The sequence below is a fragment of the Herbaspirillum sp. GCM10030257 genome (assembly GCF_042666555.1).
Lineage (GTDB): Bacteria > Pseudomonadota > Gammaproteobacteria > Burkholderiales > Burkholderiaceae_D > Noviherbaspirillum.
In genome coordinates this window covers 26,338-43,796 of sequence record NZ_JBHTDH010000016.1, presented here as the reverse complement: position 1 = coordinate 43,796, position 17,459 = coordinate 26,338, and the positions used below count along the sequence as shown (strand labels likewise).

13 protein-coding genes are annotated in these 17,459 nt (G+C 57.5%); 4 read left to right on the top strand and 9 right to left on the bottom strand.

Annotation, left to right across the window (positions count from 1 at the left end; translation table 11 throughout):
* Positions 1 to 112: 112 nt before the first annotated feature.
* Both tsf and rpsB read right to left on the bottom strand, forming a co-directional pair.
* Complete coding sequence (gene tsf / locus ACFQUU_RS20805) at positions 113 to 994, bottom strand: translation elongation factor Ts (RefSeq protein ID WP_382250033.1); 882 nt, start codon at positions 992 to 994, stop codon at positions 113 to 115.
* A 126-nt stretch (positions 995 to 1,120) separates the two neighbouring features.
* Positions 1,121 to 1,870 carry a 30S ribosomal protein S2 gene (rpsB, locus tag ACFQUU_RS20800; RefSeq protein ID WP_382250032.1) on the bottom strand — a complete coding sequence of 250 codons (750 nt, stop codon included), beginning with the start codon at positions 1,868 to 1,870 and terminating at the stop codon, positions 1,121 to 1,123.
* 271 nt (positions 1,871 to 2,141) lie between these two features.
* Between rpsB and map the strand changes: the two genes are divergently transcribed.
* From map to ACFQUU_RS20785, 3 genes are read left to right on the top strand one after another with little or no spacing between them, the layout of a single operon-like run.
* Positions 2,142 to 2,975, top strand: a complete 834-nt coding sequence (gene map, locus ACFQUU_RS20795) for a type I methionyl aminopeptidase (RefSeq protein WP_382250031.1) — start codon at positions 2,142 to 2,144, stop codon at positions 2,973 to 2,975.
* 3 nt (positions 2,976 to 2,978) lie between these two features.
* Positions 2,979 to 5,531 (top strand): [protein-PII] uridylyltransferase, encoded by a 2,553-nt coding sequence (locus ACFQUU_RS20790; RefSeq protein WP_382250030.1) that lies wholly within the window; start codon positions 2,979 to 2,981, stop codon positions 5,529 to 5,531.
* A 25-nt stretch (positions 5,532 to 5,556) separates the two neighbouring features.
* Complete coding sequence (locus tag ACFQUU_RS20785; RefSeq protein WP_382250029.1) at positions 5,557 to 6,303, top strand: pseudouridine synthase; 747 nt, start codon at positions 5,557 to 5,559, stop codon at positions 6,301 to 6,303.
* On the opposite strand, the gene ACFQUU_RS20780 is transcribed toward ACFQUU_RS20785, so the two are convergent.
* The 6 genes from ACFQUU_RS20780 to ACFQUU_RS20755 form a co-directional block, all read right to left on the bottom strand.
* Positions 6,300 to 6,452, bottom strand: coding sequence for a hypothetical protein (locus tag ACFQUU_RS20780; protein WP_382250028.1), 153 nt, complete (start codon positions 6,450 to 6,452; stop codon positions 6,300 to 6,302). The two genes, ACFQUU_RS20785 and ACFQUU_RS20780, sit on opposite strands and share 4 nt — an antisense overlap.
* A gap of 44 nt (positions 6,453 to 6,496) precedes the next feature.
* A complete protein-coding gene (gene kefC / locus ACFQUU_RS20775) occupies positions 6,497 to 8,299 on the bottom strand; it encodes a glutathione-regulated potassium-efflux system protein KefC (protein WP_382250027.1) in 1,803 nt (600 codons plus the stop codon).
* On the bottom strand, positions 8,289 to 8,906 hold the full coding sequence (locus ACFQUU_RS20770) for an NAD(P)H-dependent oxidoreductase (protein WP_382250026.1): 618 nt from the start codon (positions 8,904 to 8,906) through the stop codon (positions 8,289 to 8,291). Before ACFQUU_RS20770 ends, kefC begins: the two co-directional genes overlap by 11 nt.
* Before the next feature lie 133 nt (positions 8,907 to 9,039).
* The gene (gene def / locus ACFQUU_RS20765; protein WP_382250025.1) at positions 9,040 to 9,576 is read right to left on the bottom strand and encodes a peptide deformylase; all 537 of its coding nucleotides are present in this window, start codon (positions 9,574 to 9,576) and stop codon (positions 9,040 to 9,042) included.
* A 117-nt stretch (positions 9,577 to 9,693) separates the two neighbouring features.
* Positions 9,694 to 11,796 carry an NAD-dependent DNA ligase LigA gene (ligA, locus tag ACFQUU_RS20760; RefSeq protein ID WP_382250024.1) on the bottom strand — a complete coding sequence of 701 codons (2,103 nt, stop codon included), beginning with the start codon at positions 11,794 to 11,796 and terminating at the stop codon, positions 9,694 to 9,696.
* A 1-nt stretch (position 11,797) separates the two neighbouring features.
* Positions 11,798 to 12,913, bottom strand: coding sequence for a cell division protein ZipA C-terminal FtsZ-binding domain-containing protein (locus ACFQUU_RS20755; RefSeq protein ID WP_382250023.1), 1,116 nt, complete (start codon positions 12,911 to 12,913; stop codon positions 11,798 to 11,800).
* Positions 12,914 to 13,493: 580 nt separating this feature from the next.
* On the opposite strand from ACFQUU_RS20755, the gene ACFQUU_RS20750 reads away from it, so the two are divergent.
* Entirely contained in the window at positions 13,494 to 13,736 is a 243-nt protein-coding gene (locus ACFQUU_RS20750) for a hypothetical protein (RefSeq protein ID WP_382250022.1), read from the top strand.
* 116 nt (positions 13,737 to 13,852) lie between these two features.
* On the opposite strand, the gene smc is transcribed toward ACFQUU_RS20750, so the two are convergent.
* The gene (smc, locus tag ACFQUU_RS20745) at positions 13,853 to 17,383 is read right to left on the bottom strand and encodes a chromosome segregation protein SMC (protein ID WP_382250021.1); all 3,531 of its coding nucleotides are present in this window, start codon (positions 17,381 to 17,383) and stop codon (positions 13,853 to 13,855) included.
* Positions 17,384 to 17,459: the final 76 nt, after the last annotated feature.

The following is a 17,459-nucleotide window of genomic DNA, read 5'->3' as shown; positions in this document are numbered from 1 at the left end:
AGATTCCTGCTGTTCACGGCTTTACGGGACCCGGCAACTTCGCGCACATAGCCAGATGAGCAATATGATATCGGCTCGCCTATAAAAACGGGCCTTTCGGCCCGCTTTTTTCTTATGCCTGCTTGGCGGCAGCGACTTGGGCTGCCACCTCGGCCGCGAAGTCATCCTGTTTCTTCTCGATGCCTTCGCCGACGACGAACATGGTGAACGACTTGACAGTCGTGTTTGCAGCCTTGAGCATCTGCTCGACAGTCTGCTTGTCGTTCTTTACGAACGGCTGGTTAAACAGCGACACTTCCTTCAGGTACTTCTGAACGGTGCCTTCAACCATCTTTGCGACGATGTCAGCCGGCTTGCCGGATTCAGCTGCTTTCTGGGTGGCGATCGAACGCTCTTTTTCGATCAGGTCGGCCGGAACGTCATTAGACGACAGGGCAACCGGCTTCATCGCGGCGATATGCATCGCGACATCTTTGCCGACTTGCTCGTCCGCGCCTGCGAAATCAACCATTACGCCAATACGGGTGCCGTGCAGGTAAGCAGTCAGCTTGCCATCGGTCTCATAGCGCTTGAAGCGGCGGAACGACATGTTTTCGCCAATCTTGCCAACCAGTGCGGCGCGCACTTCGTCTAAGGTCTTGCCATCAAGCGGCAATGCGGACAGGGCAGCCACGTCAGCAGGATTGTTTTCAGCCACCAGCTTGGCTGCTACGTTTGCCAGCGCGATGAAATCGTCATTCTTGGTCACGAAGTCGGTTTCGCAGTTGACTTCAATCAGTGCACCGACGTTGCCGGAAATGTAAGCAGCCACGACGCCTTCAGCGGTAATGCGGGACGCTGCCTTGGAGGCCTTGCTGCCCAGCTTTACACGCAGGATTTCTTCAGCACGGGCCAGATCGCCTTCAGCTTCTGTCAGTGCTTTTTTGCATTCCATCATCGGCGCGTCTGTCTTTGCGCGCAGTTCGCCAACCATCGCTGCGGTAATTGCCGCCATGTCATTCTCCTCAATTCAATAAGCGTCTATGCGACGCGTTCAATCACAATACGTTCAGGCCGGGTACAAAAAAGGGGCGAACGACTGTTGCCCCTTTTAGAATGCCCGACACATCAGGCGCAGGGCTTAGGCCTGCTCGCTGACCTCAACGAATTCGTCAGCACCACCCTTGACGGCTTCGAGCACATCATTGGTTGCATTGGCACGGCCTTCCAGGATCGCGTCTGCCACGCCACGCGCGTACAGGGTGATTGCCTTGGAGGAGTCGTCGTTGCCAGGAATGACGTAAGTGACGCCTTCAGGGGAGTGGTTAGTATCCACAACGCCAATGACCGGAATGCCAAGCTTGGCAGCTTCGGTGATTGCGCCCTTGTGATATCCGACGTCGATCACGAAGATCGCGTCAGGAATACCGCCCATGTCCTTGATACCGCCGATGGACTTTTGCAGCTTTTCCATCTCGCGCTGGAACATCAGTCCTTCCTTCTTGCTCAGCTTCTCGACCGAACCGTCTTCCATCGCGACTTCCATGTCTTTCAGGCGCTTGATGGAGGTCTTGATGGTCTTGAAGTTGGTCAGCATGCCGCCCAGCCAACGCTGGTCAACGAAAGGCATGCCTGCGCGCTGCGCTTCGGCTGCGACGATGTCACGTGCCTGGCGCTTGGTGCCGACGAAAAGGATGGTGCCACGATTGGATGCCAGCTGGCGAATGTACTTCATCGCCTCCTGATACATGCCCAGGGTCTTTTCCAGATTGACGATATGAATCTTGTTGCGATGGCCGAAGATGTACGGAGCCATTTTTGGGTTCCAGAAGCGTGTCTGGTGACCAAAGTGGACACCGGCTTCCAGCATTTCGCGCATAGTAACGGACATGAATTTCTCCAGGGTTGGGGTCTGGAATCCGGTCAGTTACCCTGCAGACTACTGCCAAAGGCACCCTTTGCGACCGGACTCGCGATTTAAAGAATTTAGCTCGATCTAACCTCGATTTACCTTGAAGTCATTTCGAGCTAACCCAAGATTCTACCCCATCTTCCAGAATTATTTCAAGCGCCGCTGTACCTGCCTTTAGGCGAAGGTGGCTGCGGTCGTCTATAATTTCATATTGACTATTTTCGCGCTTCCCCGCGCAGTTTGGCTAGCTATGGGTTCCATCTCGATCAAAACCGAAGACGATATCAAGGGCATGCGCATTGCCGGCCGGCTTGCCGCCGAAGTGCTTGATTACATTGCTCCGTATGTCAAGCCAGGTGTCACGACCGGCGAACTGGATCGTCTTTGCCATGAGTACATGACAAATGTGCAAGGCACCGTTCCCGCTCCCCTGAATTATTGTCCGCCCGGTTATACGCCTTATCCCAAGGCAATTTGCACCTCGGTCAACGATGTCATTTGCCATGGCATTCCGGGTGACAAGGTTTTGAAGAACGGCGATGTACTTAACATCGATATCACGGTGATCAAGGACGGGTATCACGGCGATACCAGCCGCATGTTCTTTGTCGGCGAACCGTCGATCCTCGCCAAGCGTCTGACCGAGATTACCTATGAATGCATGTGGCTGGGCATTTCCAAGATCAAGCCGGACGCACACCTTGGCGACATCGGCTTTGTCATCCAGCAGCATGCTGAAAAAGCCGGCTACAGTGTCGTTCGTGAATTTTGCGGTCACGGCATCGGCAAGGTTTTCCATGAGGAGCCGCAGGTCTTACATTACGGCCGTCCGGGCACGCTGGAAAAACTGGTTCCCGGCATGATTTTCACGGTAGAACCGATGATCAATGCCGGCAAGCGGGACATTCGCGAAATGGGTGATGGCTGGACGATCAAGACCAAGGATCGCAGTCTTTCCGCGCAGTGGGAACATACCGTGCTCGTGACGGAAACAGGATATGAAATCCTGACCGTATCGCCGGGCATGCCTGCGCCTCCGGCGTTCATCCAACAAGTGGCCAGTTCCAACCCAGTCACAGCTTGATCAATGGCAACTCTCGCGTTGACGCTCAAGGAGCAACTCAAGAGCGAACGCCAGGCGGCTATTGTCGCCTTTCAGACTGAAGGCAAGCCGGAAAAGCTGCTGGTGCGCCTGCGCCAGAATGTGGATGCCGCGCTGATCCATGCGTGTCAGACGATCGGCTTACCATCGAATGCGGCCCTGGTTGCCGTTGGCGGCTATGGCCGTGGCGAGCTGTTTCCGCATTCGGATGTGGATGTGCTGATTCTGCTGGAATCTCCGGCGGATGAAGCGCTGCGTTCGAAGCTGGAAGAACTGGTCCAGCTGTTCTGGGATATCGGACTGGAGATCGGCCACAGTATTCGCACGGTCGACGAATGCCTGTCCGAGTCCGCCGCCGACATCACGGTACAGACAAGCTTGCTCGAAGCACGCCTGATTACCGGCAACCGCAAGCTGTTCCAATTTTTGCGCGAGCGTTGCAATGCCGCCATCAATCCACAGGCGTTCTTTCAGGCGAAGACCCTGGAAATGCGGCAACGGCACGTCAAATACGAAGATACGCCGTATAGCCTTGAGCCGAATTGCAAGGAAAGCCCCGGTGGCCTGCGCGATCTGCAGGTCATCCTTTGGGTCGCCAAGGCGGCGGGACTGGGCGACTCCTGGCGCAAGCTTGCCGAGCGCGGCCTGATCACCGCGACCGAAGCGCGTCAGCTGATGCAAAAGGAGCGTGCCTTCAAGGATATCCGTATCCGCCTGCATATCTACACCGGCCGTCGCGAAGACCGCCTGGTTTTTGATGTGCAGACACCGATCGCGGAAACTTTCGGCTTCCAGACCACGGAAACCCGCCGGGCCAGCGAATATCTGATGCAGCACTATTACTGGGCGGCAAAGGCAGTCACCCAGCTCAATACCATCCTGCTGCAAAACATCGAGGCACAGCTCTTTCCGCAACCCGGTTCGCCCCTGCCCATCAACGAGCGCTTCAATGAATTCAATGGCCTGATCGATATCGCGAAGGATGATACCTTCGAAGCTACGCCATCGGCGATGCTGGAAGTATTCCTGTTGCTGGCGCAGCATTCCGAACTGCAGGGAATGACCGCCCGCACCTTGCGTGCGCTGTGGCACGCCCGCTTCCGGATCGACAGCAGCTTCCGCCGAGATCCTGCGAACCGTGCGCTGTTTCTTAAGATTATTCAGGCGCCCAAGGGCATCACCCACGCCTTGCGCGGGATGAACCAGACTAGCATCCTGGGCCGCTATCTGCCGAACTTCCGCCGCATCATCGGGCAGATGCAGCATGATTTGTTTCATGTCTACACCGTGGATCAGCACATCCTGATGGTGGTGCGCAACGTACGCCGCTTCACCATGTCCGAGCATGCTCACGAATATCCATTCTGCAGTCAGCTGATGGCAAACTTTGCGCAGCCGTGGCTGCTGTATATCGCTGCGCTGTTCCACGACATCGCCAAGGGACGTGGCGGCGATCATTCCCGGCTGGGCATGGCCGATGCGCGACGCTTCTGCCGGGATCATGGATTAACGAAGGAAGATACCAATCTGGTGGTGTTCCTGGTTGAGCATCATCTTTCCATGTCGCAGGTCGCGCAGAAGCAGGACCTTTCGGATCCGGACGTGATCCGCGGCTTCGCCAACCTGGTGAAGGACGAGCGCCATCTGACCGCACTGTATCTCCTGACGGTGGCCGATATTCGCGGCACCAGCCCAAAAGTCTGGAATGCCTGGAAGGGCAAGCTGCTGGAAGACCTGTATCGCATGACTCTGCGCGTGCTCGGCGGCGAGGATCCGTCCGCGGACCATGAACTGAAGAACCGGCAGGAAGCTGCGCTCAAGACACTGCGTCTCTATGGACTGCCAGAGAATGCCCACCAGAAGTTATGGCAGCAGCTCGATGTGGCGTATTTCCTGCGGCATGACGCTGCCGACATCGCCTGGCAAACACGCTCGCTCTATAACAAGACGGATAGTCCCACGCCGGTCGTCAAGTGCCGCCTCGCGCCGATCGGCGAAGGCGTCCAGGTCGCGGTGTACGTGAAAGATCAGCCGGACCTGTTCGCACGGATCTGCAGCTATTTCGACCGCAAGAACTTCAGCATTCTGGATGCGAAGATCCACACCACGCGCAATGGCTATGCACTCGATACGTTCCTGGTCACTGAACCGGCATTCGCCAACAGCTATCGTGACATCATCAGCCTGGTTGAGCACGAGCTGACCCGTTTGCTGGAGACGCGCGAAGCATTACCGCCGCCAACCAAGGGACGTCTTTCACGCCTGTCTCGCACATTCCCGATTACGCCTACCGTCGATTTGCGTCCGGACGAACGGGGGCAGTATTACCTGCTCTCCGTGTCGGCCAATGACCGCAATGGCTTGTTGTACTCGATTGCAAATGTGCTGGCCAGATACCGTGTCAATCTGCATACTGCCAAGATCATGACGCTCGGCGAGCGCGTGGAAGACGTCTTCCTTGTCGACGGTCCTACACTCAACAATGCCCGCAGCCAGATCCAGCTTGAAAGCGATCTGCTGGACGCCCTGCGGGTCTGATTCCTTTTTCTATTGCGATTTTCCGATGACTGAACCTGTACGCCTCTCCAAACGCATGTCTGAACTTGGCCTGTGTTCCCGGCGTGAAGCCGATGAATGGATTGCGCGCGGCTGGGTCCGTGTCGATGGCAAGATCATCTCCGAACTCGGCAGCAAGGTGCTGCCCAACCAGCGCATCACCGTTGAGCGCCAGGCCAGTGCCGAACAGGCACGTCGCGTGACGGTGCTGATCAACAAGCCGATGGGTTTCGTCAGTGGGCAGGCGGAAGATGGCTACAAACCGGCGGTGACCCTGGTGAATGCCGAGTCGCGCTGGAAGGAAGACAAGGCGCCCATACAGTTCCATCCAAGCCAGCTGCGCAGTCTGGTGCCTGCGGGGCGTCTGGATATTGACTCGGTAGGTTTGCTGGTACTGACGCAAGATGGACGCATTGCCAAACAACTGATTGGCGAAGACACTTCGATCGAGAAAGAATATCTGGTGCGCGTGCAATATTCCAAGCCCGGTCGTCTGCCCGAATCCGATCTCAAGCTACTCAACCATGGCTTGTCTCTCGATGGCAAGAAGCTGTTGCCGGCCAAGGTACGCTGGCAAAACGAAGACCAGCTGAGCTTCATCCTGCGCGAAGGCAAGAAACGTCAGATCCGTCGCATGTGCGAGGCGGTGGGATTGCGGGTCATCGGGCTCAAGCGCGTGCGCATCGGGCGCGTCACGCTTGGCGATCTGCCGACCGGACAATGGCGCTATCTTCGCCCGGACGAAAAGTTTTAGAGCAGATCCCGCATGGGAATCTGCCTATAGAGCGCTTTCACCCTGACCGTACCGACGATGCCGGATGCTTTGCCTGCGGCACGGCGTTGCGCCTCCTTGCCATGGCTCGCCATGTCGCGTCGGCGCGCCTTGTTCCGCAGCCAAATCACCTCAGCCTCGCCTGGCCCGGTCAGGGTGAAAGCGCTCTAACGCGTTATTGCTTCCAGCCGCTGTCCTTGTTTTCGGTGACGATTTCGGCATCCCGCGCAAACATGTTCTCAAGTTCTTCGCGAGCCTGCGCAGCCATGGAAATCATTTGTTCCTGATCCTTGTAGTACGGATAAACAGCCTGCAATGTCTTCAGGTTATGGGCGCGGAATTTCATCGCGGCCTGGCGCGCCTGGTACGCACCGAATCCCAGTTGCTGCAAAGTGCGCCGGCCAAGCTGCAACGCCGCTTCGAAGGTTTCGCGCTCGATCACGGTAACTCCCCTGTCCATCAGGTCATAGTAATGCGTGACATTTCTTGCGCGGGCCAGGATGGGCACATGCGGAAACTCTTCTTTGACCGCATCAACCAGCGCGAGACTATCTTCCACGTTGTCGATTGCCACGATGAGCGCCCTCGCCTTCTCGCATCCTGCGGCACGCAATAAATCGACGCGTGTCGCATCACCGTAATACACCTTCAATCCGTAACGGCGCAGCAAGTCAATCTGGTCCGGATCATGATCGAGCACCGTGATGCCGATATGATTTGCGCGCAGCAGACGTCCGACGATCTGCCCGAACCGTCCGAAGCCGGCAATGATGACAGGCTGCACCTCACCATCGATTTCATCGTCGGGGCGTTCGTTGGCGGATTCAAAGCGCGGGGCGATGAATTTGTCGTGCAACACCAGAAGCAATGGCGTTGCCACCATCGACAACGCTACCACCACCATCAGCATCGATGCGGTGTCATCGGAAAACACGTTGGCGGTTGCCGCGGCGCCAAAGATCACAAACGCAAATTCACCGCCCTGTGACAGAACGATGGTAAAAAAGGGCTGCTGTCCCGGCAATATGCCAAAGCGCTTGCTCAGCCCATACAAAACAGCCGATTTGATGGCGAGAAATCCGGCAACCAGTGCAAGCACTGTTCCGGGATGGCGCAGAAGAACGCCGAAATCGATAGACATGCCGACTGCAATAAAGAACAGTCCAAGCAACAGTCCCTTGAATGGCTCAAGGTCGGTCTCCAGCGCGTGCCGGTATTCCGAATCTGCCAGCAACACGCCGGCCAGGAAGCTACCCAGCGCCATCGACATGCCGACCGATTGCATGAGCAAGCCAATGGCAATCACGAGAAGCAAGGCGAATGCCGTAAACACCTCGCGAATGTCGGCCTTGGCGATCAGCCTGAACAAGGGGCCCATCAGGAAACGTCCGACCAGCACCAGGCCGCCCAGCACGGCGGCAACTTTGAGTGCTGTCATCCAGCCGTCCCCTTCGCCTGCTGCGGCGCTGCCCAACATGGGGACGATGGCGATCATTGGAATCGCTGCAATATCCTGGAACAGCAAAATCGAGAACGATGCCGAACCGGCCCCGGTCGGCATCAAATGACGTTCGTCCAGAGTTGCCAGGGCAATCGCCGTCGATGACAGCGACAGCCCCAGTCCGGCAATCAGGGCGGTTTTCCAATCCGCGCCGATCGCATAGCCGGCGGCGAAGAGCCCCAGGGTCACCAGCACAACCTGCGCTCCGCCCCAACCGAATATCGAGCGTCTAAGCGACCACAAGCGGCGGGGTTCGAGTTCCAGCCCGATCAGGAACAGCAAGAGCACGACGCCGAATTCCGAGAAGTGAAGGATGTCTTCGACACCGCTGATCAGGCCTAAGCCCCATGGTCCGATTGCCACCCCTGCCATCAGGTAACCGAGGACCGCTCCGAGTCCGAAACGCTTGGCGATCGGAACAGCGACAACGGCAGCCGCCAGGTAAATCAGGGCATTGAACAGAAGGCTATGCGTCATTTGGATTCCCTGGCTGCAGTTGAGGCCCAATGGGGTCGCGGTCCGCGGGCGTCTGGATGTGCATTGACCATGCGGGGTAAGTCGATAGTCGCTCGCGATAGAAATTAACTTGCGATGCCATCTCTTCTTCACTGGCGCGTCGCGTGCCATGCACGATAAGCGGCGGCAGCCAGCGCATGCCGCACAGGTGGGCGGTCTGCTCGTAGGGTGGAAGGAAAGCATCGAAAGTACGGCGATGATAGCCGTCCGGCTGATAAGCCGACGCAGCTCCGCCAGTCGTGGCAACCAGCATCAGGTCCTTGCCGCGCAAGGCATGCCCGTCATGGCCATAGGCCCAGCCGTGTTCGAACACGACGTCTATCCATTCCTTCAGCAGCGAAGGCATGCTGTACCACTGTACCGGGTGCTGCAGCACGATCAGGTCACTCTCTTCAAGCGCCTGTTGTTCATGCGGAATGTCGATATGAAAATCCGGATACATTTCATACAAATCATGCACCCGGACATTGGGAAGGTCCTGCACGTGCTCGCGCAGTCGCCGGTTCACCCGGGATGTGCCGTGGGAAGGATGGGCATAGAGAATCAGGATGCGCGGCGGCGATGTCATTATTTTGTGTTTTATGGGACCAATGGATGGCGGCCAAGGTGCATGCTATTCCCTCAAGACCCTAGTATTGCCAGACATGGTAACAAAACTCGGCGCCACTGCTTTTCTGGATGCGTGAATGCGGAAATCCGGATCAATCGTCGTCGCTGGCTTTCATATCGGGAAAGAGGACATCCATAAAACCGAATTTGGAAAAATCCTTGATACGCATGGGATACAACGTGCCAATCAGGTGATCGCATTCATGCTGCACCACGCGTGCATGAAAGCCCTCGGCATCACGGCTGATCAGGTTGCCATGCTCATCGAAACCTTCGTAATGCACCCGCGCCCAGCGTGGCACCATGCCACGCAATCCGGGAACCGACAGGCAGCCTTCCCAGTTTTCTTCCATGTCTGAGGACAAGGGCGTGATCACGGGATTGATGAGGACAGTCTCGGGGACCGGCGCAGCGTCAGGATAGCGGACGTTTTTCTTGAAGCCGAAGATCACCACCTGCAGGTTGACTCCGATCTGCGGTGCGGCAAGTCCTGCACCATCTGCGGCACGCATCGTTTCGAACATATCCTCGACCAGACCAAGCAATTGGGGCGTACCGAATTCAGTAACCGGTTCAGCATGCTGCAGAAGGCGTGGGTCGCCCATTTTCAGGATGTCATATACAGCCATATCGGTCTCCGGATCTTTCGGTACTCGTCAAGGTTATACAACTATTTTTCGTTTTACACGCTTCTCAAAAAGTGCCAGAACATCCAGCTCGCGCTGACCGGCCGCTTAATCGCCGAGTCACTGCTCCCCTTGCTGCTGTTCCTCTTCTGGTAGCTGCATATCCAGCAAACCAAGCAACCCGGGCTCGTCCAGAATCGTGACGCCCAATTCCTGTGCCTTGACGAGCTTGCTTCCCGCCTCTTCGCCCGCGACGACATAACTGGTCTTCTTGGACACCGAACCCGCCACCTTACCGCCTGCGGCCTCGATCCGCTCCGCGGCTTCATCGCGCGTCATGTTGGGCAGTGTGCCGGTCAGTACAAAGGTCTTGCCGGCGAACGGCTTGGGTACCGCTGCAGCCGATTCGGATTCGGGCCAATGGATGCCGGCGGCACGCAGCTGTTCAATCAATTCAATATTGAGCGGGTCCGACAGAAAGCTGACGATGGAACGCGCTACGACAGGTCCAATGTCCGCGACCTCGAGCAATTGTTCTTCGGAAGCACGCAGGAAGGCATCGAGATTGCCAAAATGACGCGCCAGTTCCTTGGCGGTTGCTTCGCCTACATGGCGGATGCCGAGGCCGTAAATGAAGCGGGCCAGCGTCGTCGACTTGGATTTTTCAAGGGCTTTCAGGACGTTCTGGGCCGACTTGTCCGCCATACGATCAAGTTCTGCAAGTGCGGTCAGTCCGAGCTTGTACAAGTCGGCAGCAGTAGTAATGATGTTTTTGTCGACCAGCTGTTCAACCAGTTGCTCGCCGAAGCCCTCAATGTCCAGGGCGCGACGCGACACGAAGTGCAGCAAACCGCCCTTGCGTTGTGCCGGGCATTTGATCCAGCCGCCGGAACAGCGCGCGACCGCTTCTTCTTCGGGACGCACGATGGGCGAGCCACAGACCGGGCAAGTCGCCGGCATCACAAAACGCCGCACATTGTCCGGACGGAGTTCGGGCACGTAGGCCACCACTTCCGGAATCACATCGCCGGCACGGCGCACGATGACGGTGTCGCCGATCTGGATATCCTTCCGGTTAACCTCGTCCTCGTTATGCAGGGTAGCATTGGTGACGGTGACACCGCCAACGAAGACGGGCGCCAGACGCGCAACCGGCGTAATCGCACCGGTACGGCCCACCTGCACGCCGATATCCTGCACGACCGTCATGGCTTCTTCGGCGGGAAATTTATGGGCGATGGCAAAACGTGGGGCGCGCGATACGAAACCAAGCCGCTGCTGGTGCTCAAGCCGGTCTACCTTGTACACAACGCCGTCGATATCGTACGCGAGCCCGCAACGCTTTTCCGCGATTGAATGGAAGAAGTCCAGCAAACCCTTTGCACCTTTGACTACCGCACGCTCGCGGCATACCGGCAGTCCCATCGCTGCATACCAGTCGAGCAGTGCGGAATGCGAGCCCGGCATCTCGGCCCCTTCCAGCACGCCGATGCCGTAAGCAAAGAAGCGTAGTGTGCGCTGCGCAGTGATGCGCGAGTCGAGCTGCCGCAAACTGCCGGCAGCGGCGTTACGCGGATTGGCAAATTCTTTCTGCCCCGCTTCACGCTGCCTTTCGTTGAGACGCGCGAAGTCGGCCTTGAACATCAGCACTTCCCCGCGCACGTCCAGCACAGCCGGCGGCGTATCGGTATTGAGGCGTAGCGGCACTGCACGAACGGTGCGGATATTGGCGGTGACGTTTTCACCGGTCGTACCATCACCCCGGGTTGCGGCCTGGACCAGGTGACCGTTTTCATAACGCAGGCTGATTGCCAACCCGTCGAACTTCAGTTCGGTCGAGTAGGTAATGTCCTCGGTCGTGTTGAGTCCTTCGCGCACGCGACGGTCGAAGGAGACGATATCTTCCTCGCCAAACGCATTGTTCAGCGACAACATTGGCAACGCATGCCTGACCTGCTCGAATTGCGGTAAAGGCTTGCCGCCGACGCGCTGCGTCGGAGAGTCCGATGTCACCAGGTCTGGATGGTCCTGCTCCAGCTCGACCAGTTCGCGGAACATCTTGTCGTATTCCGCATCCGGAATCGTCGGATTATCCAGCACGTAATAAGCATGGCTGTGACGGTTGAGTTCTGCCTTCAGCCAGGCAGCGCGTTCCTGCCAGTGATTCACTTCGGGCTTGTGTACGCCTCCCGCTTGCGAATCAGGGAAAAAATCATTTTGCATGTCAGCTGAACAAACGCGTGGCCCGAACGGAACCGGCTGGAATATTCGACTCTTCCATATGGGTGTAGAAGGCGGCGACCTGCTCGGCAATCTCGGCGAGCGCGGCATCGGTCAGCGGCTGGTTGCCATCATCGACCACCACGCCGTCGAGACGGGCGGCGAGCATGCGCGCGCAAGCGATCATGGCCCCGAATCCGTCGTGCGAAGGAGTGACGCGAGGGACATCCAGCAACAGCGTCAGGCGAGTCGTCGTTTCCGCTGCCAGACTGACATTGGTAGACAACGAGAACAGCACACCGCCGTCGCCGTCGGGCATCACCAGACGGCCATCCGGACGCAAGTCAAATCCTTGACGTTCCAGCGCAGCCAGCAAGGTATTAATTGCCCACGGTGCACCCTTGGCCTGGATATTGACGCTCAGCTGGGCATCGTATTCGGCGACAAACTGATGCAGGGAACGGGCACTTGCCATGACCGCGCCCATGTCGGGCACATCCAGCTCGGCATCAATGTCGTCCGCGATCTGTCGAAGACGCGTAATCAGTTCCGAATACTCAATTTCATTGAGTGCGCTGCTGCGGTTAGCGAGCTGGACCCCGGCAAACAAGCCGTAATACAAAACACCATGGGCCACGGTTTCCCAGTTGCCATCTTCACGCTGCCCAATGAAATGCACGGGCTTGTTGCCGACATGACGCAAGGTTTGCAACTTGGGAAGGATTTTTTCGCCACGCACCGGGCCACCGAGTTCGAGTGCGATCGCGCAATCAATCAGTTCGTCGACCGGCAATTCTTTTTGCGGCGGGCGTGCCGGCACTTCGGCTGGCGCTTCCGCAAGTGCGGACACACTATCTACAGCCGCAGAAGAGGCAATCGCCGATTCTGCGGCAGGCGACGGTGTAGTTACTACGTTGTCGGATGCCAGCGTGGGCTCGTGCCGTGTCTCGGGGCTGCCGTCGGTCGCCGCGCCCGGATTCATCAGCACATCGTCGTGCTCGGACGCAAAGGCGCGTTGCACCGTCTTCTTGGCTTTGTATTCCTGCCATTTGTTATAGCTGATAACGCCTACGACTATCGTGCCACCGATTGCCATCAGGCTTGCTTGGAGGTCGGTCATGCGCAATGGCCCTTGTTATGTTTGACGCATTTACGGCATTGCCGCGAATGCGCGGGAATGCCAAGTTGCGAGATGGTTTCGGTCATTTCAAAGAACAAAAAGTAGTTGGCCTCACCGGTACATTGCCTGCGAGCAAAATTTATTGCGTACGCGATGCAGACTGCCGATTTGCCTTGCAAACAGGAACTGAGGGTAGTGTCCGCTCATAAAGTTGTCAAGGCAGGTAATCAGGTGTCGAAATGTTCGTAAAGCATCATTTTTGGTGCTTCCAGGAAAAAATGTACGTGAGGCATTGATCATTGCCGAATGGCTGGGTTCACTCCGTTGACCCTCGTCAATACCCGGCAGGTGCGCGAAATAAAGAATAACAATTATTCCGGCGCGACATATTCGGGAGCTTCAAACGGTCGTAACGCAGTGTCGCACCATCTGGCGTACCAAAGGAACGAAGCATACCAAGATCCTTTCGATTATGGAGAACCGCATGAACGTTGATCATGGAGCAAGCACGATGTCACGACCGTTTCGCAGCGCGTCGGGACGGACTGAAAACGGGACAACCAGCATTCGAGGAGCAACGATGAATACACAGACAATCAAATCGAAACCTGAGCTTTCCGGCGCAAAGGACTTCAGACTGCAAGAGTTGGCCATGATGTCGCTGAGCCCCATCCTGCGTTCGCTTCAGCATTGGTGGCTGCAACGCGCGGAGCGTCACTACCTGATCTGCGCCGACGTCGAGCAGCAGCGCGCCAAAGAAGCGCAAATGAACGTCGCCTACTACCAGAAGCGCGCCGCCTTGGCACGTTCGGCGCGTAACTGATGGGCATCCTTGCCTGAAGGATGCCCTCCTTCAGGCTGCCAATCTGGTCTTCGAATGTACCGGTCTTGACCATCTTCAGGATCATTTGCGTCCACCGACATCATTCACATGCTTTGTTAGGCTGCCTCCGCCTCGCTGGCAAAGTTCGCAGCCGACTCCATGTCCACCGCCACGATCCGCGATACGCCCTGCTCCTGCATGGTGACGCCGATCAGTTGCTGGGCCATTTCCATTGCGATCTTGTTATGCGAAATGAACAGGAACTGCGTCTGCGAGGACATGCGCTTGACCATATTACAGAAACGTTCGGTGTTCGCATCGTCCAGCGGCGCATCGACCTCGTCCAGCAGGCAGAACGGTGCCGGATTCAGCTGGAACATCGAGAACACCAGCGCAGTCGCCGTCAATGCCTTTTCACCACCGGACAGCAGGTGAATCGTCGCGTTTTTCTTGCCGGGCGGCTGCGCCATGACTTGCACGCCGGAGTCGAGAATCTCTTCACCGGTCATGATCAGTTTGGCCTGGCCACCGCCGAACAGGATCGGGAACAACTCGCCAAAGTGCTTGTTGACCTTGTCAAAGGTGTCTTGCAGCAAGTCGCGGGTTTCACGGTCGATCTTGTTGATGGCGTCTTCCAGCGTGTTGATTGCCTCGGTCAGGTCGGCGTGCTGCGCGTCCAGGAAATTCTTGCGTTCCGAAGCCTGCGCAAGCTCGTCCAGTGCCGCCAGGTTGACCGCGCCTAGTGCCGCGATCGCGTTGGTCAGACGGGTAACCTCGCCCTGCAGGTAAGAGGGCCGCATATCGGCGTTCAGCTTTTCCGCCAACGCGGCTTCGTCGGCCTGCGCCTCGATGAGCTGCTGCGCATACTGTTCCTGATTAAGCCGTGCCGCCTGTTCCTTCAGCTGCAGTTCCATGATGCGATCACGCTGCGGTTGCAGGCTGCGTTCGGCCTGCATGCGCGCTTCTTCGGAATGCCGCAGTTTCTGGGTCAGCTGGTCGAGTTCATGACGGGCATCAGCCAGCGCGCGTTCCTGGTCGGATCGCTTGTCCAGCAGCGATTGCAGGCCGGCCTGCGCGGCCTGGTCGTCCAGACTTTCCAGTTCCAGGCTCCCCTGCTGCATGCTGGCAAAGAGCTGTGCTGACTGTTCCAGCGCGGTCGAAATGCCGCGCTTGAGTTCTTCGATCTTGTTGCGGTGCGCCTTTTCGGCGAACTCGGCTTCTTGCGCCGCACGTTCCAGCTCGCGCAGTCGCTGACGTGCATCGTTAAGCTGCTGTTCCTTGGCAAGGTAGGCGGTCTGGCCGTCTTCATGGCTTTCCTGCAGCTCTGCCAACTCAACGTCGAGTTGTTCAAACTTGGCTTCCGATTCCGCCTTGGCCTGTTGCTGCTCGCCTTCCTGTGCGGCGATTTCTGCCAGATCGGTTTCGATCTGGGTGCTGCGCTGGTTGAAGCGTTCCTGTACTTCGGACAACTTCATCACGTCGATCTGCAAGCCATGGACCGCCTGCGTCAGCGTGGTGACGCGCTGGCGCAGTTCCTGCAGTCGCTGTGTCGCCTGCGAAACCGCGGCATCCGCGCGAACCGCACGTGACTTCGCTTCGTCGGCCAGCATCTGCTGCGCACGCAGCTGCTTGGTGATGTTTTCAATTTCCTGCTGGCGCGCAAGCATGCCATCCTGCTCGGAATCCGATGCGTAGAAACGCACGCTGGACTTGCCGACGACATGGCCCTGACGGGTGACGAAATAGCCACCGACCGGGAGCTTGGCACGATCGACAAAGGCGGCATTGAAATCGTCCGCGACAAATACATTACTCAGCCAGTCCTGCATCAAGGCGCGCAGGCCCGGATCGTTCAGCTGGAGCAAGTTGATGAAAGGCTTGAGGCCGGCAGGTGCTTCACCGACTGCTGGCTGAGCGGTTTCATTCGGAGTGAACAAGGCCAGCTTGGCTGGCGGCGCATCGTTGAAGAATGCCTTGGCCCAATCCAGGTTGGACACTTCGAGTGCCGAAGTGCGTTCACGCAGCACCGACTCCAGCGCGGTTTCCCAACCCTGGTCGATATGCAGCTTTTGCCACAGGCGGGGCAAGTCACCAAGCTCATGCTTTTTCAGCCATGGCTGAACCTTGCCTTGCGTTTGCACGTTTTCCTGCAATTGCTTCAGTGCGCTCAGGCGTGCTTCGAGTTGGGCATTGTTGGCGGTTTCAGTGTTCACCTGCTGCTGGGCGACACGACGTTCTTCTTCCAGCTTGGGCTGCTGCTCCTGTGCGGCTTCCAGATGTTCACGCGCTTCTTCCAGCGCAGCCTGCTTTTCTTCCAGCTGCATCCGGAGATTGCTCAGGTGCGCGGTATCCGGCATCGACATGCCGCTCTTTTCCTGCGACAGGCGCTCACGGCGTGTGGCGAGATTGGCAAGGATGTTGGAAGCATTGCGCTGATGCGTCGATTCCAGCTCGATCTGCTGCTGGATCTGCATGATCTTGCCGCGCGACTCCGTGGTCTTGAGCTGAAGCTCGCGCCACGACTGTTCGAGCGCGGGAATCAGATCGTTCTGGCTGTGCGCGGCCTGCTGCGCCTGTTCGACGCGCATGCCGTGTTCTTCGAGGTGCATCTCGGCTTCTTCCAGCTCTTCCTGTTGCCGCTGGCTCTGGCGCTGCCACTGGTCACGTTGGGCGGTCAGGGAATTGAGCTGGGTTTGCAGGCGGTTGCGCGATTCGATCACGAATTTGATCTGTGCTTCCAGGCTGCCGATTTCAGAGTTGGTCTGGTACAGGTTGCCCTGCGCGGTATGCATGCGGTCGCCGGCGGCGTAGTGTGCCTGCCGCATGTGCTCGAGCTCGGTCTCGATGTGCCGCAGCTTGGCAGTCTGCTCTTCCAGATCGGTCTGTGCTTTCTCGATGTCGCGAAAGAACTTTTCCTGTTCGGTTTTTGCCTCGTTCTTGCGCAACAGCCAGAGCAGCTTTTGCTTTTCGTCCTGGTCGGCCTGCAGCTCGCGGAACCGCTGAGCGACGGCCGCCTGTGCCTCCAGTTTTTCGAGGTTGGTGTTCAGTTCGCGCAGGATATCTTCAACGCGTGTCAGGTTTTCGCGTGTGTCCTGCAGGCGGTTTTCAGTTTCACGACGGCGTTCCTTGTACTTCGACACGCCAGCCGCTTCCTCGAGAAAGATCCGCAGGTCTTCGGGGCGCGCTTCAATGATTCGCGAAATCATGCCCTGGCCGATGATCGCGTAAGCACGCGGTCCAAGGCCGGTGCCGAGGAAGATATCCTGAATGTCGCGGCGACGCACTGCCTGGTTATTGATGTAATAGGTCGAGGTACCGTCGCGGGTCAGCGTACGCTTGACGGCGATTTCCGCATACTGGCTCCATTGCCCTGCGGCACGGCCGTCGCTGTTGTCGAATACGAGTTCAACGGATGCGCGACCGGCCGGCTTGCGGCTGGTCGATCCGTTGAAAATGACGTCCTGCATCGATTCGCCCCGCAGTTCGGAGGCCTTGGACTCGCCCAACACCCAGCGTACCGCATCCATGATATTGGACTTGCCGCAGCCGTTCGGGCCGACGACACCGACCAACTGACCGGGAACCTGGAAGTTGGTGGGATCCACGAAGGACTTGAATCCTGATAATTTAAGAGAAGTTAGGCGCACGTTGTCGACTGTTCCAGACGAGTTAAACCAGAACGGAGTTAGCCCCCGTGAAAGGGCCCTATCATATCATTTCAAG

Excerpts from the sequence above, each read along its gene's own strand:
- tsf (WP_382250033.1), bottom strand. The coding sequence starts at position 994 with ATGGCGGCAATTACCGCAGCGATGGTTGGCGAACTGCGCGCAAAGACA.
- rpsB (WP_382250032.1), bottom strand. The coding sequence starts at position 1,870 with ATGTCCGTTACTATGCGCGAAATGCTGGAAGCCGGTGTCCACTTTGGT.
- map (WP_382250031.1), top strand. The coding sequence starts at position 2,142 with ATGGGTTCCATCTCGATCAAAACCGAAGACGATATCAAGGGCATGCGC.
- ACFQUU_RS20790 (WP_382250030.1), top strand. The coding sequence starts at position 2,979 with ATGGCAACTCTCGCGTTGACGCTCAAGGAGCAACTCAAGAGCGAACGC.
- ACFQUU_RS20785 (WP_382250029.1), top strand. The coding sequence starts at position 5,557 with ATGACTGAACCTGTACGCCTCTCCAAACGCATGTCTGAACTTGGCCTG.
- kefC (WP_382250027.1), bottom strand. The coding sequence starts at position 8,299 with ATGACGCATAGCCTTCTGTTCAATGCCCTGATTTACCTGGCGGCTGCC.
- ACFQUU_RS20770 (WP_382250026.1), bottom strand. The coding sequence starts at position 8,906 with ATGACATCGCCGCCGCGCATCCTGATTCTCTATGCCCATCCTTCCCAC.
- def (WP_382250025.1), bottom strand. The coding sequence starts at position 9,576 with ATGGCTGTATATGACATCCTGAAAATGGGCGACCCACGCCTTCTGCAG.
- ligA (WP_382250024.1), bottom strand. The coding sequence starts at position 11,796 with ATGCAAAATGATTTTTTCCCTGATTCGCAAGCGGGAGGCGTACACAAG.
- ACFQUU_RS20755 (WP_382250023.1), bottom strand. The coding sequence starts at position 12,913 with ATGACCGACCTCCAAGCAAGCCTGATGGCAATCGGTGGCACGATAGTC.
- ACFQUU_RS20750 (WP_382250022.1), top strand. The coding sequence starts at position 13,494 with ATGAATACACAGACAATCAAATCGAAACCTGAGCTTTCCGGCGCAAAG.